General features: G+C 58.8%; 14 protein-coding genes. 7 read left to right on the plus strand and 7 right to left on the minus strand.

From position 1 onward, the window contains the following. Positions 1 to 60: 60 nt before the first annotated feature. Positions 61 to 396: a gliding motility protein GldC gene (gldC, locus tag WX88_RS03360; protein ID WP_046242804.1), complete on the plus strand. Its 336-nt coding sequence runs from the start codon at positions 61 to 63 to the stop codon at positions 394 to 396. Between the two features lie 138 nt (positions 397 to 534). Here the strand turns inward: gldC and WX88_RS27155 are convergent, their stop codons facing one another. The 5 genes from WX88_RS27155 to WX88_RS03385 form a co-directional block, all read right to left on the minus strand. Next, positions 535 to 1,083: a hypothetical protein gene (locus tag WX88_RS27155; protein ID WP_052732283.1), complete on the minus strand. Its 549-nt coding sequence runs from the start codon at positions 1,081 to 1,083 to the stop codon at positions 535 to 537. A gap of 131 nt (positions 1,084 to 1,214) precedes the next feature. After that, positions 1,215 to 1,754 (minus strand): dCTP deaminase, encoded by a 540-nt coding sequence (gene dcd / locus WX88_RS03370; protein WP_046242805.1) that lies wholly within the window; start codon positions 1,752 to 1,754, stop codon positions 1,215 to 1,217. Positions 1,755 to 1,812: 58 nt separating this feature from the next. Beyond that, positions 1,813 to 2,694 (minus strand): hypothetical protein, encoded by an 882-nt coding sequence (locus tag WX88_RS03375; protein WP_046242806.1) that lies wholly within the window; start codon positions 2,692 to 2,694, stop codon positions 1,813 to 1,815. A gap of 125 nt (positions 2,695 to 2,819) precedes the next feature. After that, positions 2,820 to 4,121 (minus strand): glutamate-1-semialdehyde 2,1-aminomutase, encoded by a 1,302-nt coding sequence (gene hemL / locus WX88_RS03380; protein WP_046242807.1) that lies wholly within the window; start codon positions 4,119 to 4,121, stop codon positions 2,820 to 2,822. A gap of 84 nt (positions 4,122 to 4,205) precedes the next feature. Next, positions 4,206 to 5,945 (minus strand): ABC transporter substrate-binding protein, encoded by a 1,740-nt coding sequence (locus WX88_RS03385; protein ID WP_052732284.1) that lies wholly within the window; start codon positions 5,943 to 5,945, stop codon positions 4,206 to 4,208. Between the two features lie 187 nt (positions 5,946 to 6,132). Here WX88_RS03385 and WX88_RS03390 point away from each other — a divergent pair, with 187 nt between their 5' ends. From WX88_RS03390 to WX88_RS03420, 6 genes are all read left to right on the plus strand, one after another. Then, the gene (locus WX88_RS03390; protein ID WP_046242808.1) at positions 6,133 to 7,653 is read left to right on the plus strand and encodes an NADP-dependent isocitrate dehydrogenase; all 1,521 of its coding nucleotides are present in this window, start codon (positions 6,133 to 6,135) and stop codon (positions 7,651 to 7,653) included. Positions 7,654 to 7,909: 256 nt separating this feature from the next. Continuing rightward, positions 7,910 to 8,563: a TetR/AcrR family transcriptional regulator gene (locus tag WX88_RS03395; protein ID WP_046242809.1), complete on the plus strand. Its 654-nt coding sequence runs from the start codon at positions 7,910 to 7,912 to the stop codon at positions 8,561 to 8,563. Between the two features lie 153 nt (positions 8,564 to 8,716). Beyond that, a complete protein-coding gene (locus tag WX88_RS03400) occupies positions 8,717 to 10,453 on the plus strand; it encodes a peptidase domain-containing ABC transporter (RefSeq protein WP_046242810.1) in 1,737 nt (578 codons plus the stop codon). A gap of 421 nt (positions 10,454 to 10,874) precedes the next feature. Beyond that, complete coding sequence (locus tag WX88_RS03410; protein WP_046242812.1) at positions 10,875 to 12,281, plus strand: HlyD family secretion protein; 1,407 nt, start codon at positions 10,875 to 10,877, stop codon at positions 12,279 to 12,281. Further along, entirely contained in the window at positions 12,259 to 13,710 is a 1,452-nt protein-coding gene (locus WX88_RS03415; protein WP_082115819.1) for a TolC family protein, read from the plus strand. The genes WX88_RS03410 and WX88_RS03415 overlap by 23 nt, the downstream gene beginning before the upstream one ends. 130 nt (positions 13,711 to 13,840) lie before the next feature. Continuing rightward, positions 13,841 to 14,527 carry a DUF1361 domain-containing protein gene (locus tag WX88_RS03420; protein ID WP_052732286.1) on the plus strand — a complete coding sequence of 229 codons (687 nt, stop codon included), beginning with the start codon at positions 13,841 to 13,843 and terminating at the stop codon, positions 14,525 to 14,527. Positions 14,528 to 14,589: 62 nt separating this feature from the next. Here the strand turns inward: WX88_RS03420 and WX88_RS03425 are convergent, their stop codons facing one another. Together WX88_RS03425 and WX88_RS03430 are read right to left on the minus strand one after the other, a co-directional pair. Next, the gene (locus WX88_RS03425; protein ID WP_046242814.1) at positions 14,590 to 15,324 is read right to left on the minus strand and encodes a protein phosphatase 2C domain-containing protein; all 735 of its coding nucleotides are present in this window, start codon (positions 15,322 to 15,324) and stop codon (positions 14,590 to 14,592) included. Positions 15,325 to 15,435: 111 nt separating this feature from the next. Beyond that, the gene (locus tag WX88_RS03430; RefSeq protein ID WP_046242815.1) at positions 15,436 to 15,876 is read right to left on the minus strand and encodes a DinB family protein; all 441 of its coding nucleotides are present in this window, start codon (positions 15,874 to 15,876) and stop codon (positions 15,436 to 15,438) included. Positions 15,877 to 16,091: the final 215 nt, after the last annotated feature.

Raw genomic sequence — 16,091 nt, forward strand, 5'->3', positions numbered from 1 at the left:
ACGCGAGATGGCTCGGCTGCACTCGACATGACGTTCTTTTTATCGAATTGATATTCAACCATGAAAAAATCAGAAATCCGTTTCAGCATTGCGCTTGACGAAAACAAAGTACCCGAGGCTATCAGTTGGTCGGCTACCGATGCGGGGCCGGACATTCACTTTGCCAAAGCCATCAACATCGCGCTCTGGGACCGGGAGCAAGTGGGCACCATGAAAATCGACCTCTGGACCAAAGACATGCCAGTTGATGAAATGAAGCGTTTTTGCGTGGACAACATTGGCTCGATGGCGGAGAACATCGTGACGGCCACCGATGATAAGGAAATGGCGGCCAAGATGCGGGCCCTGTGCAAGGAGCTGTCGGATTACCTGGACAAACAGGAACAAGAGCGATAAATCTCTTTGTATTTGCAGTATCTGCTTCGGCTCCGAATAAATATCAATCAAAAAGCCCCGCTGGATATACTCCAGCGGGGCTTTTTGATTGATATTTATTGTCAATGATTTGCTCGCGGGCTAACGCTATGCCACTGGCTAGCGGGCGTTGCGGCCCAGATTACCAGCCGGGCGGTTAGCCGGTTTGGTGCTGGCGGGAGTAATGGTGGCATCGTTCGCCCGGGCAGGTGCCGGGTTCTGTACTGAATTAGTCAATAAGATGCTGGCCGACTGATTGGCGTAATCCTTATCGAACTTATAGTACGTGGCCCGTGAGCCGAAATAACTAGTGTACTGGTCGTTGCTGAGTACGGCTTGTAACTCCTGGTCGCGCTCCTTGCAAATGCCGTTGCACTGCTCATCGATAAGCTGCGGGTTGCCAGCATTTTTGCGCTCGATGGCCGCCATCTTAGCAACTTTATCGGCATTGATGGCCCGGAGCTTGGTGGCCTGGTAGTTATTGAGGCGAAGGTCGCGCACCATCTGGTCGCTGAGGTGGTCGGCGCGGGCTTGTACGGGGTTGAGGCGGGGAGTGGGCTGAGTTTTATCCTGCACCTCTACAGTAGAGGTGCGGGGAGCTTGCTGAGCGGAGGCGGCACCGGCTAGCAGCGTCAGCATAATGAAGGCAAAGGCTGTTTTCGTAGTCATTGTCGTACGGGTTCGGTAACACACTTACGCAAGGACCGAGCCAGTAGAAAGTGGCTCAGTGTGGGGGTTAAACGCAATAACTGCGGTTGCGGTTCGGTCTTAACCACTACACAAAGCGCCTCGCTAATATGCTACCATTTATTTTTCCACATCATCGACTCGACTGGTTTATCGGTCCGGTCGTTGTATTTGGCGCTCTGCTTACGGTTGTAAAGCGTGGCTACGTCGCCCTGCACGGTGAAATAAATCAGCTGACCAATAGGCATGTAGCGGTACACCCGCACGGGCATAGATACACTGATTTCCAGAGTCCAATGATTGCAAAAGCCCACATCGCCCTTCCCCGCCGTGGCGTGGATGTCGATGCCCAAGCGGCCCACGCTGCTCTTGCCTTCGAGAAAGGGGACGGTGGCATGGGTTTCGGTATACTCCTGCGTTACGCCCAGATAAAGCTTGCCGGGTTGCAGCACAAACCCTTCCGTTTCGGGGATTTCAAACGTGTCGATTTCATTATGCTGGCGGGCATCCAATACGTCATTGCGGTAGGTGGCGAGGTATTGGCCGAGGTGGACGTCGTAAGAATTAGTACCCAGGCAGCTGCGGTCGTAGGGCTGAATCACGATGGTACCTTTCTCGATTTCCGCGAGGATTTGCTGGTCGGTTAAAATCATTGAGCTGGTGGGGCTGAATATTGAATGCTGAATTATTCGGCAGGTGCAAATTCAGTCGTTAATCGTCGTTGCGCCGCGAGGTGTCGGCCGGGTCAAAGTCATCCTCGTCCTCATCGTAGCTATCCTCCTGCAGGCCGGGCGAGCGGGTGGGCCGCAGGCGGCTGGCAAAACTGCGGGACTCGGGTTCGGGCTCCGGGTCAGCAGCCAGGTTGTTGATACGGCGGCTCAGATCAGGCAAAGCACTGGTAATGATATAAAAAAGCATTAGCACGCTGGTCAGGCTCAGCAGCAGCGTGAGATAGTCGAGCCAGTCGTGGTGGGGCGCGGGGCTGGCCGCGGTGGGCTGGGTGGTGAGGGGCCTCTCGTCACTGTCAGAAGCAGCCGCGGCAGGCGCCTCGTCGTGGGTGGTTAGCGGGGCGGTAACGGGCGCTTCAGGCTCGGCGTCGGCATCGGCGGGGGGCACGGCGGCTACGTCTTCAGGCGCACCAGAGTCATTAAACTGGGCCTTGGCTTGCTGGATGAGGCGCTGCTCGGCGCGAATAAGGGAGACCCGCTCGTCGCGGGGCAGGTTGTGAATGAAGAACTCAAAGTTCTTATCCAGCAAAATAGAATTGAGCTGTTTTTCAAACTCTGCCAGCGTGTTGGGGCCGTTGCCGTAGCGGTTTTTATAGCGCTCAGCAATGCTGTTATAATTCATAAACAGCTGCTTGAGCGCGGCATTATTCCCGAAGCCGTCGAAGTCCCGGCGGGCGGCGGCGGTGCGAAGCGTGAGGGGAAACTTGCCGCGGGTAAACGACTTATCGTACACCGTTTCCATGGTGCGGAAGTTCAGCTCGTCAACCGTCTTATCGAAGAGGCGTTTGTTGGCTTGGGCGGGTGTTTCGGCGTGGGCCAGCGCCGTGAAGAGCAGGAATAAGCTTAGCAGGCGGATTTTCAACATTGGGCAAAGGTATAGCGCAAGGTTTCGCGAAGTTTAAAAATAAAGTTTCGCAATGCTTACCAGTTGGGGTTGGCACGTCCTCCCATGCTGCTCGCCTTTGCGAAACTTTATTTTTAAACTCCGCACTACTTTGTGCTGTGTGCCTCTATCAACGATTCGCGGCAGGCCTTTAGATACATTTCCACCAACTCGTCGGTGATGGCCGTCGATACGAATAAGGCCTCGAATTGCGAAGGCGCCAGATAGATACCGCGGTTCAGCATGGCGTGGAAGTAACGGCCAAAAGCGGCGGTATCGCACTTCTTGGCGTCTTCCAGGTTATTCACCGGCTCACGGGTGAAAAACAGGCTGAACATAGAGCCAACGCGGTTCACGGTGTAATTGAGGCCAAGCTCGACGGCAATCTCGCGGGTGCCATCGGCGAGACGGGCGCTGCTGACTTCGAGGGTCGTGTACAGCTCGGGGTGCTCATGCAGGTAACGGAGCTGAGCCATACCGGCGGCGGTGGCCATCGGGTTGCCGGAGAGCGTGCCAGCCTGATATACCTTGCCGGCGGGCGCCACGCAATTCATAATGTCTTCGCGGCCACCGTAAGCCCCCACGGGTAGGCCGCCCCCGATGATTTTGCCCAGCGTCGTCAGATCGGGCTTGATGCCGTAGAGTTGCTGGGCGCCGCCGGGCGTGAGGCGGAAACCGGTCATCACCTCATCAAAAATGAGCACGATACCGTGCTCGGTACACAGGTCACGCAACGCTGGCAGGAAGCCTTCGGTGGGGGCTACCAGGCCCATATTGCCTACCACAGGCTCCAGAATAAGGGCCGCTACCTGGCCAGGATTGGCCGCAATGAGAGCCTCAACGGCCGGTAAGTCGTTGTAGGGAGCCGTGAGGGTGTCCTGGGCTACACCATGCGTCACGCCGGCCGAGTCGGGCTCGCCGGCGGTGAGGGCGCCGCTGCCGGCAGCAATCAGAAAGGCGTCGCCGTGGCCATGGTAGCAGCCTTCAAACTTGATGATTTTGGCGCGGCCCGTATAGCCACGCGCCGCCCGGATGGCCGACATGCAGGCCTCGGTACCGGAGTTTACCAAGCGGACTTTTTCGATACTGGGCACCATTTCTCGAATCAGCTCGGCCATCTCGACCTCGCGCTGGGTGGGCGCGCCGAAGCTGAGCGAGTGCGGCAGCGCCTGCGCCACGGCGTCGAGCACGATTTGTGGGGCGTGGCCGAGAATCATCGGTCCCCAGGAGTTGATGAAGTCGACGTAGCGGTTGCCGTCTACATCGATGAGCCAGGCGCCGTGGGCGCTTTGCATAAACACCGGCGAGCCGCCCACCGAGCGAAAGGCCCGCACCGGCGAGTTGACGCCACCCGGAATCAGGGTTTTGGCACGGTCGAAGAGAGTGGTGGAAGTGGTGAGGTTAAGCATTGGAGCGCGCAGCCATTGCTACGTAAATCGTGGAAAATTGAGTGGATGAGGCTGGGCTGAACGCGCCACGGAGGCGGCGCGCCACTACCGCAACACTTGCAGCTCCAGATTAGTGAGCTTGACGATGGGCACGACTTGATTATCGTGGGCTCCGCCGACGTAGCTCTGGCCGTCGAAAATAGCGCCGGGCACCAGGGGGGCGCTGGCTAAGCTGGTCTGAAACGCCGGCCCATACTGGAACAGCGCCGTTCCGAAATACAGCATCATCTCGAACCCCTGACTGGCAAATAACGACGGGGGCAGACGCTGGCGCTGCAAATACAGCTGCCGAAACCGGCGAAAGCCCGGCGCCTGGTCATTGTAGTACTTTGGATGCATAAAATACAGGTTAGGGGTGCTCAGCTGGCCAACATCCAGGCGGGGATTATCGAGCCAGGAGCCGGGGCAGAGCAGTGGCAGGCGTGCGGCAGCAGGCTGCTGCCACTGGTTGAGCGTGTAAGGGCCGATGCGGCGGTTGTCGGACACGACGACTACGTGGCTGGTATTGGCGAAGTCGAGACCGGCGAAAGCCGTGCCCAGGCTCTCGTCTACTTCGGGGTTGAAACGGCGCAAGAGACTGATTTTACCACCCTGGGCTTCGTAAGCGGCCTTGTAGGCGTTGGCAAAAGCGGCATTATCTTTCGTGTCTTCGTGCAGCAAAATGCCGGGCCGGCCAGCGCCAAATGCATTGAGCGCAAACTGCGCGGCTATCCGGCCCTGCGTGGTCGTGCTAGGCGCAAACAGATAGTGCCAGGGGTTGTCGAGCACTAGGCTGGCGTCCTGCGATAGGGGGTTGACACACACAATCTGATGGTCGCGGGCGTAACGGGCCAGCAGGCGAGCCCCGGATTTGTACACTGGGCCGATGAGCAAATCCATGCCCGCCAGCTCGGGCTGAGCCAGCACTTGCTTCAGCGTCAGAGTATCGGTGCCGGTGTCGTAGGCGAAGAGCTGGATTGGGCGGCCGGCGCGCTGCAGGCTGTCCTGGGCCAAGCGCAGGCCGGCGTAGAGGTCGGTTACGAACTGGTTTTTGCGCTGGGTTTGCCAACTCGGGTCGTTCAGCTCGAAGGGCAGTAGCACGGCTACGTTGTAGCTGTTTTTCTTGGTCACGATGACGCGGTCGCGCGGGGTGTAGCGGGCGCGGTCGAGGCCGAATTTGGTGATAAGCTCATCAAGCTGCGGGCGGTCGGCCTCGGTGTAGGCCCCGCCCGCCACGAGGTGCTCGGCATAGGCCTGAGCTACTGTGGCGTCATTGGGGTAGCGCCGGAGCAGGCGCTGCCAAGTGGTGCGGTTGTTTATGCGAGGCAGGTAGCTGGCCTTCATGGCCTCGCGCTCGGGCCCCAACTTGCCAGCGGGCAACTGCGCCAGGGTTTTGAGGGCGGTGTCGTAATCTTCCTGTTCAAACGACACTTGACCTTGGAGAAACAGGGCATCGGGCAGGTTAGGGTAGGTTGGGTATTCGGTGCGGAGCAGGTTGAGCAGCTGCTCGGCCTCGGGCCACTGCTTGAGGCGGGAGGCGGCTATGGCACTCAGGTAGGCAGCATCGGCGGCGCGGACGAAGCGAGCGGCGGGCTGGGCTAATGGTTCCAGCTCTCGCAGGGCAGCGGCGTAGTGGCCTTGGTCGAGTTGGGCTTTGCCGCCACGATAACGCACGTCCGAGCTTTGGGCGGTGGCCGGCACAGCACTGGCGGCACTCCATAACAGCGCCAATATGAAGGGCCAGTAACCTCTTTGCCGGGAATGCCCCAGCACCCGCGCAAGCCGTGAGCCTAAAAATTTCATCATGCGAAAAACGAGAAAGCCGCCAAGTGCGGCGATACCGGGACAAAGGTACGAGTGATAAGAGGTAGGAAGACGCGGAAAAGAATAAAGCTATTTTTTTTGATAGTAAAACTTTCAAATTGGAAAGTCGTTACTACATTTGCCTCGAAATACAACTGTTCATCCCTCCCCACTCTCATCTTGTTGCTTTATGGAAACCCTACTCTCCCCCGCGCCAACTCCCGCCGTTGCGGGTGCGGCGGCTCCTGTCACCGTAGCCATGGGCGACGGCATCGGGCCGGAAATTATGACCCAAGTGCTCCGCATTCTGGACGCGGCTGGGGCCCGGCTAGCCCCCGACTTTATCGAGGTTGGGGAGCAGCAGTACCGCGCCGGCCACAGCTCGGGCATTGCGCCGGAAGCCTGGGACTCGCTGCGGCGCACTGGCGTGTTGCTGAAAGCTCCCATCACTACGCCGCTGGGTGGCGGGTACAAGAGCCTGAACGTAACCTTGCGCAAAACCCTGGGCCTTTATGCCAACGTGCGGCCCAACCGCTCGCTGCACCCGGCCGTGGCCACGCGCTTCCCCACGCTGGACGTGGTCATCATTCGGGAGAATGAGGAAGACCTGTACGCCGGTATCGAGCACCAGCAAACGCCCGACGTGGTGCAGTGCCTCAAGCTGGTGTCGAGGCCGGGCTGCGAGAAAATCGTGCGCTATGCCTTCGAGTACTGCCGGCAGCACGGCCGCCGCAAGGTGACGTGCATGACCAAAGACAACATCATGAAGCTGACCGACGGGCTGTTTCACCGGGTGTTTATGGAGATTGGGCGCGAGTACCCGGAGATTGAGCAGGAGCACCAGATTATCGACATCGGCGCGGCCCGGCTGGCCGACACGCCCGAGCGCTACGACGTGGTGCTGACGCTGAACCTGTACGGCGATATTATTTCGGATATAGTGGCCCAGATTGCTGGCTCGGTAGGGCTGGCCGGTTCGGCTAATATCGGTGAGGGTGGGGCCTTGTTTGAAGCCATCCATGGCTCGGCGCCCGACATCGCGGGTGGAGACATTGCTAACCCCTCGGGCCTGCTGCAAGCGGCGCTGCTCATGCTGCGCCACCTGGGGCAGTCGGAAGTGGCTCAGGTGGTGGAAAACGCCTGGCTGCGCACTCTCGAAGATGGTCTGCACACGGCCGACATCTACCGCGCCGACGCCAGCCGCGAGCGGGTGGGCACCACCGCCTTTGCCGATGCCGTGATTGCCCGCCTGGGCCAGCAGCCTGCGCAGCTGGGCATTGCCCGCCCGGCGCCCGCCCCTACCCAAACTACCCCGCGCCCCTCGCTGCCCCTGGTACCCCGCGTGCGCCCGCAACAGGAGCTGGTGGGCACCGATGTATTTGTACTGGCCCACGATGCCGTGCCCGACGAGCTAGGCCAGCAGCTGCGGGCCCTGGCGGAGCCGGCACTGCACTTAAAAATTATTACCAACCGGGGGGTGAAGGTGTTTCCGCAGGGCCACTCTGAAACGTTCTGCACCGACCACTGGCGCTGCCGCTTCGTTTCGGCCCAGGCCGTGGCGGGGTCCGAGCCTTACTACGCACCCGTGACTTATCCGCAAGTGCTGGCGCTGCTGAGCCGGCTCACGGCGGCGGGCCTGACCGTTATTAAGACCGAAAACCTGTACCTATTCGATGGGCAGCGCGGCTTCTCGTTGGGGCAGGGAGAATAAGGACGAGGTTGCCGTGCCCTCTCGCGCTTTATAAAGCTGTGTCAGTTAGGCAGCATACCGTAGAGTCACCTCATCTGGCGCCTCCTCGTTCGTGCCGTTTGCCGGTCACGGTCGTCGCTGGAACGAGGTAGAGATGCCAAGGGTGGTGTCTCCACCTCGTTCCAGCGGCTGGCTAGCTCAAGCGGCTCCTAGCTGGAAACGCAACTGCTTTCACCACGCGTCAATCAAATCAGTCATTAAAACCACACTTAGATACATGACCCCTACCATTCGCCCCGCCCTCAACGAACAATTGTATTTGCGCGACCCGCAGGGCACGGAGCTGGGCCGCCGCATTCTGGCCGAGGGCATTCGTCTCATCGATGAAATTGGCTTTGAGCACTTCACGTTCAAGAAGCTGGCCACCGTCATTGCCTCTACCGAAGCGAGCATCTACCGCTATTTTGAAAATAAGCACCGCCTGCTCACCTACCTCGTGTCGTGGCACTGGACGTGGCTGCGCTTTCAGCTCCGCTTTCATACCCACAACGTGGCCGGAGCCACTGAGCGCCTGCGCCTGGCGCTGGGCGTACTCTGCCACGCTCACCTGGACGACCCCGGCACGGCGGGGCTCGACGAAGCGGCGCTCTACCGCATTGTGGTGGCCGAGGCCAGCAAAGCCTACCTCACCAAAGACGTGGACGCTGACAACCGGGCGGGCCTGTTTCGAGAGTACAAGCTGCTGGCGGCCGATTTGGTGGTGATAGTACAGGAAATAAACCCCAGTTATCCCTACCCGCACGCGCTGGTGAGCACCCTGCTCGAATCAGCCCGCAAGCAACTTTTCTTTGCCCAGCACCTTCCTTCGCTGGCCGACGGCGGCAAGGTGCAGGCCTTTCTGGAACACCTGGCCCTGGCGGCATTGGCTTAGGAGGCTGCTTGTGTGTTGGTTGGGGCGTTTAGCATCGGCGGTGGCTGGCTGGCCGTTGCCCCCAGCCACACCGAGCAGAGCCCTACCGGGTACGTGCCTGCGTCACGCGTACTAATTCAAACCTGAATCTTTTTTTTGTTTCGCTTACTTCTCATGTCAGCATCTCATTCGCTTTCGCCTGTTCAACGTTTGTTCCGCCTGCTGGCGGCTGAGCGGCGCGATATTGCTTACCTCTACGTGTATGCGGCCTTGGCCGGGGTTATCAGCCTGAGCTTACCGCTGGGCGTGCAGTCGGTGATTGGCTTCGTGAGCAGCGGGGCCCTTAGTACCTCGCTGGTGGTGCTCATTGGGCTGATTGTGCTGGGCACGGCGCTGGTGGGCGCCCTGCAAATCATGCAGGTGTACTTGGTCGAATATATTCAGCAGCGGCTGATGGCGCGGGTGGCCCTCGACTTTGCCGTGCGCCTGCCGCGGGTGCGGGGCGAGGCCTTGGACGGCGAATACCTGCCCGAGCTGATGAACCGCCTGCTCGATGTTCCGACCCTGCAAAAGGGGCTTACGACTATTTTAATCGAGTTTTCGGCGGCGGGGCTGCAAATTATATTCGGGCTGGTGCTGCTTGCTTTTTATCACCCTGTTTTCATCGCATTTGGGCTGGTGCTGGCGGGGTTGCTGTATGCGCTGGTGGCTATCACGGGCCCCAGGGGGCTGCGTACGAGCGTGGCCGAAAGCAAATACAAATACCAGTTGGTAGCCTGGCTCGAAGACGTGGCCCGCACCGTGGACAGCTTCCGGCTGCCGCCCCGCCAGGGGCTAGCGCTCGACCGCACCGATGGGCTGGTGAATGGCTACCTGACGGCCCGCACGGCGCATTTCCGAGTGCTACTGTTGCAGTCGTGGGGCTTCGTGGTGTTCAAAACCCTGATTACGGCGGCGCTGCTGGGCATCGGGTGCTGGCTGCTGATTAACAAGCAGCTGAACATCGGTCAATTCGTGGCGGCCGAAATCGTTATCATCCTCACCATTCAGGCGGTGGAGAAGCTGGTGCTCAAACTCGATGTAGTGTATGATGCGCTGACTTCGCTCGATAAAATCGGGCACGTGCTCGACCTGGAGCAGGTGGCCCCGATTGATGGCACGGCTTCCTTCCCGGCGGTACCGGCTTCGAGTTCTGGGCTGGCCGTGGCCGTGCGCGGACTCACCTATTCCTATCCCGGCAATCCCGGCCCCACAATCAACGGCGTGTCGTTTTCCCTCGCGCCCGGCGACCACCTGGCCCTGGTCGGCGCCGATGGGGCCGGTAAAACCACCCTGCTGCGCCTGATGGCTGGCCTGCTCGACGGCTACACCGGCCAGGTTGCCTACGCCGACCTGCCCCTGACCGACCTCAGTCCGGAGGCACTGGCGACAGCCATGGGCGACAACCTGGCCCAGCAGCACCTGTTTTCGGGCACGGTTCTGGAAAACATCACCCTCCACCAGCCCCACCTCACGGCCACTGATGCCGCCTGGGCCATAAACCTGGTGGGCCTGCGCGAGGACGTTTATTCCTGGAACAATGGCCTGCAAACCCATGTGGGTCCGGGCCACCCGCTGGGAGCCGGCACCGTTCAGAAGCTGTTGCTGGCTCGCGCCATCGTGGGCCGCCCCCGCCTGCTGCTGCTCGACCATCTGCTGCCCGCCGCGTCGCTCGCCGAGCGGGTACGGGTGCTGCGCCAGCTCCTCGGCCCTGACCTGCCCTGGACCGTAATCTTGGGCACCACGCAGCCCGAGTTGCTGGCGCTGTTGCCCCGCGTGGCCGTGCTGGAAGCAGGACGCATTGTGGTGGAAGGGCCGCTGACAGAAGTGCGTAATACCCCCGCCGTGCGTGCTTTGCTAGGACCAAGCTAGGTTCTGATAAAGCCCTTCAGCAGCGTGTAAACCTTGCTCGGGACCGTGTAAACCGAACTCAGGAGCGTGTAAACTTCCCTCGGGAGCGTGTAAATCGACCTCGGGAGTGTGTAAACCGAACTTGGGAGCATATAGAGCCATCTCAGGAGCGTGTAAATCGACCTCGGGAGCGTGTAAATCGACCTCAGGAACGTGTAAACCCTGCTCGGGAGCGTGTAAATCGACCTCGGGAACGTGTAAACCTTGCTCGGGAGAGCGAAATAGCCACTCGGGACGACTTTTCGACACATTGACACTGGCCGCATAGCCATTCTAAGTTGGCACGACAGATGTGGGGACCAACCACACGGTTGGGGCAATAGGCCAGACAGTGGCCAGCTCAATTAATAATCAGTAACTGACAATCAACAAGTAAAAGAAGATGCCTTTCGCCGAACATCCTTATCCCGAAACTCACCCCGATGCGGGGCGCTTCACGGCATTTGCCAGGGTGCGGACGCCCCAGGCGGGCCGCACGCTGGCCCGCTGGGTGGGGGGCCTGGGCCTGGGCCTATTCCTCGCCGGGTTCCTGCCCTGGACGCAGAACATCCGCTCGACGGGCACGTTGACCACGCTGCGACCCCAAGACCGCCCTCAAACCGTGCCTAGTACCATTGCGGGACGCATTAAGAGCTGGCGCGTGCAGGAAGGCCAGCTGGTACAAAAAGGCGACACCCTGGCCGAAATCGTCGAAATCAAGGATAAGTATTTCGACCCGGAGCTGCTGGCCCGCACTCGGGAGCAGCTAGAAGCCAAGATATCCGGCCTACGCGAAAACGCCGCCAAAACCCGGGCCCTCGGTGGGCAGCAGGACGCCCTGCGCGCCGCCCTGCAAGCCAGCCTGTCCAAGGCCCGCAACAAGGTGCGCCAAGCCGACCTGAAGGTGCTCTCGGACCGGGCCGACTTGGTAGCGGCCCGAGCCGATTTTGCCATTGCTGAGCGCCAGCAAGAGCGCCAGGAAACCCTGTATAAGCAGGGCCTGAAAAGCCTGACGGAGCTGGAGCAGCGCCGCCTGAAGTTCCAGGAAAGCACCGCCAAGCTGCAAGCCGTGCAAAACAAGCTGGCCGCCTCGCGCCAGGATTCGCTCAATGCCCGCATCGAGCTGCAATCGCTCGATGCCGAGTACGCCGATAAGCTGGCCAAGAGCGAGAGCGACCGGCGCTCAGCCACGGGCTACCAGTTCGACACCGAGGGCCAGATTGCCAAGATGCGCAACGAGTTGGCTAACCTGAGCATTCGGGCCGGCTACTACTTCATCACCGCGCCCCAGACCGGCTACGTGGTGCGCGCCCTCAAGGAAGGCCAGGGCGAGATTGTGAAAGAAGGCGAAGACCTGGTGACCATGATGCCCGCCAACCCACAGCTGGCCGCCGAGCTTTACGTGAAGCCCATGGACATTCCCCTGCTGCGGGTGGGCCGCCGGGTGCGGCTACAGTTCGACGGATGGCCGGCGCTGGTATTCACGGGCTGGCCGGGCAGCAGCTTCGGCACCTTCGGCGGCATCGTGCAGGTGATTGATAACATCGGCTCGCAGGGGCAATACCGTATTCTGGTGACCCACGAGCCGGGCACCGAACCCTGGCCCGCTCCCCTGCGCGTGGGTTCGGGCGTGTACGGCTGGGCGCTGCTCGACAACGTGCCGGTGTGGTACGAGTTGTGGCGGCAAATCAACGGCTTCCCCCCCAACTACGTAGGCGACGCCGGCACTTACGCCGGTGGCGCAGGGGGCAAAGGCGGGAAGAAAGAGGCCAAAACTGCTAAAGCTGATGGTTATGGTACTGAGGAATAATGGGATTTCGTTCAGCGCGACGCTGCTGCTGCTGCTGCTGCCGTTGCTGGGCATTTCCCAAACCCCAACTGATTCAGCGGAAATCCCCCACGCGGCTTTTCTGGACCTGGTGCGGCAGCACCACCCCGTGGCCCGGCAGGCGGCCCTCAACCCCGAGCGGGCGCAGCAGGAAATCCGTCAGGCCCGGGGAGCATTTGACCCCAGCATCAGCGCCAAATATTACGGCAAGGAGCTGAAAGGCAAAGACTATTATCATGACTGGGAAACCGCCCTGCGCGTGCCTACCTGGTTTGGGGTAGATGTGAAAGCCGGCTGGGACCGCGGCACCGGCCCCTACGTGAATCCCCAGGAATACACCGCCACCGGCGGCCTGAGCTACGTGGGCCTGAGCGTGCCGCTGGCCCAGGGCCTGCTGATTGATGAGCGCCGCACTGCCCTGCGCGTGGCCCAGGCCCTGGCCGGGTTGGCCGAAGCCGAACGCCGCGCCATCCGCAACAAGCTACTGCTAAGCGCCAGCAAGGACTACTGGGAATGGGCCCTGGCCGTGGAGCGCCTGCGCCTGTTCACGGCCAACGAGCAAGTGGCCGCCACCCGCTTTGCCGCCACCCGCCAGCGCGTGCGGGCCGGCGACCTCGCCGCCATCGACTCGGTGGAGGCCCTCACCGAGCTGCTCAACCGCCAGGGCCAGCGCGTGGCGGCCCGTGTGCAGGCTCAGAATGCCGCGCTAGTGGCCTCCAGCTACCTCTGGGATGCGGAGAGCCGGCCCCGCGAGCTGGCACCCAACGCCCGGCCCCAGCCCCTGCCGGGAGCCCGAGCCTGGCGCCCCCTCAGGCCCGATTCGCTGGCGACGCTGGCCAACCAAGCTCAGCAGCAACACCCCGACCTAGCCAAAACCCGCGCCAAGCAGGTGCAGCTTGGGCTCGAAAACCGCTTGCAGCTCAATAAGCTCCTGCCCAAGCTCACCGTCGACTACAACCTGCTACTGCCGGGCCGGCCCTTCGGCCTGGAAGGCCGTCCGCAACCATTCCAGGGCAACTATTCCAGCAATAACTACAAGCTGGGCCTGAGCCTGTCCCAGCCCATCCTGCTGCGGGCCGAGCGGGCCAAGCGCCAGCTCACCCAGCTCAAGCTGCGCGACACGGGCTTCCAGCTCGATAACGACCAGCGCCAGGTCGCCAACTCCCTACAAGCCACTGCCAACGACTGGCAGGCGCTACTGGAGCAACTGCAAATTCAGCAGCGGGCCGCCATCAGCTACCAGCGCCTGCGCGACGGCGAGCAAAACCGCTTCGACAACGGCGAGAGCACGGTGTTCCTCATCAATTCCCGCGAAGCCAGCCTCCTTGCCTCGCGACAGAAACTGGCCGAGCTGCAAGCCAAATACGCCCAGACCCAGGCGCAGCTACGCTACGCCGCCGGCGGAGAATAGTCTTCGCAGAGCCGGCCCGATACACTGGCCCCGGCCCTGCTTTGGCGGGCCGGGGCCAGCTTCTGCGGCGGGTGCGGGCAGACAGGAAAATTGCGTGCATCCTCAAAGGAGCAGCGCTATCTTTAGCCGTATGCAACAAGCTACCTTCCTTTCCGGCCTCCCCTTCTCCCGCACCCGGCTCACGCTGATGTTCGTGCTGGCTGCCTCGCTCTCGCTGAGCATTCTACTAGTCGTGGGCCGCGTGGTGATGACGGGTCGCGGCCTGTTTCTGTTCCTTATCTGGAACTTGTTTCTGGCCCTGATTCCATTTGCGCTCAGCAGCTTGCTCAGCATCGCCAATGGGCCGCTGCGGGCCCGTATTCTGGTGCCGGTGGGCGCCGCCTGGTTGTTGTTCTTCCCCAACGCCCCCTACATCCTCACCGATTTATTTCACCTCGAAGCCCGCCCCAACGTGCCGCTCTGGTACGACCTGGCCCTGATACTGAGCTGCGCCTGGAATGGCCTGATGCTGGCCTACGCCTCGCTCTCCGACATGCAGCGGCTGGTGCAGCTCCGGCTGGGGGTGTGGGCCGGCTGGGCCTTTGCCACGGTGGCCCTGCTGCTCAGCAGCTTCGGCATTTACCTGGGCCGCTACCTGCGCTTCAATTCCTGGGACGTGCTGGCCAACCCCCTCACCCTGTTCTACGACATCGTGAACCGCATTTTGCACCCATTCTCGTTTCCTGGCACCTGGGGCGTGACCCTGGTATTTGGGCTGTTTCTGCTGGTAGGATACGGCACAGTGAGGCTGCTGGGGCGCACGCAGGCGGAGGGGTAGCTTAGTGGCAGTTATTGATAACGTTTAAAGGGCGCTGTTAATGTTTGGTGTTATGAGCGTGCTCACGCTATAATCCTTATTAATGCTAAGTCGTCAGTTGGCTTTAGGCCAAAACCATGCTCTAACCTCTTCAACTTTAGAGTTAGCATTTCTTTTTCTTCCTCATTTCCTTTATCAGATAAGAGAAATTCTACAGGGTTTATTGTTTCCGTTGCGTCTACTTTTTTGACTGGAGCAAACATGAATATCCCGTCTGTTGCTATGCTTATATCATGTACGCTGTCAAATTCTATTTTTTGTATTTGACTAGCATACCATTCTTCAAAATTCTCATTCAGGTGAAACCCTAAATAGTCTGGCTTATTATCTTGATCAAACTCGGTAACCTTTCCATTTATACTGACAAGTCCGTCACCAATAACTAAGACAATGCCGCGGTTTTCCTTTTTATCAATAAGCAAGACAATCAGTGTTGTAAGCAATTCTTCCTTATCAAGCAAGAGTTGGTTTTTAGTTACATTCAACTCCTTGAACAACTCTTGAATTATAAACTTCAAGCTGCTATCAATGTCAGTTATCACTTCCAAGCCATACAGCTCTTTATAGCCCTTCTCCTGGACAATCTTCCGTAATAACTTTCCTACCAGTGTTGCTGCAAAATAACTATCTGTTGCCATTGTGCATCCATCCATAACAGCACATAAGACTTTATCACTTCCAATATCCCCAATAAATAGGTAGTCTTCGCAATGATTGATATGATACTCTCCTATTTGTAATACTGAGTAGATTTTCATTTTTAGAATGGTAAATAAGTTCTCAGCTTCTGGCTATGCGCTATATAAGTACTAATATTCAGGATTACACTACTGCACTATGAACCAGTAGCGCAAGCCTAACTTTAGATACTAATACGCCACCACTTCTTGCAAATGGTGCTCTAAATGCTCAACGTAGTCGTTAATCAAGAAACCAAGTGTCAATAGACTATCGCCAATCCTGCATTCACGGCGTAAATTCTCTGTTGGAATACTCTTGATGAGCTCAATCAACTGTTTGTTATAAATCGTCCAGAAAGCAACGAGTTGCGCTGTGCTTATTTGCTGGTAAAATCCGAACTCATTCCACTTATTTTGGTCGTAGACAATTGTAGGCCTATCTTCAAATTGCCCGCGCACAAAACGTTGATGATTGTTTGTAGTACTGTCAATAAGGTGCCCCATCACTTCTTTCTTGCTCCACTTATCCCGTTTGGGCTTGGCTGAAAATGCTGATTCATCAAGGCCAGCTAAAAGCGGGGGAATAATCTCGCATAGGTAGCCAAGCCTTTCTAGTGCAGTGTTTATCATCTAGTCAGTGTGTAAAATACTGGCCTAACGTTTTGTTGGCGTTATAGCAAAGGAAATCGTGGCACTCAAATAAACCAAATGGGTTACTGACTATTATCTTACTCTAATACAGCACTGAATTCAAACCCATAGCCTGCTAATTTAGCAGCCGCTTCAAGTGAGTCTTGTCAAAGTTCATAGTATAGCTTTTCCTTTAATGATTGTATGCCCGTCAT

The sequence above is a fragment of the Hymenobacter terrenus genome (assembly GCF_000972495.1).
Taxonomy (GTDB): domain Bacteria; phylum Bacteroidota; class Bacteroidia; order Cytophagales; family Hymenobacteraceae; genus Hymenobacter; species Hymenobacter terrenus.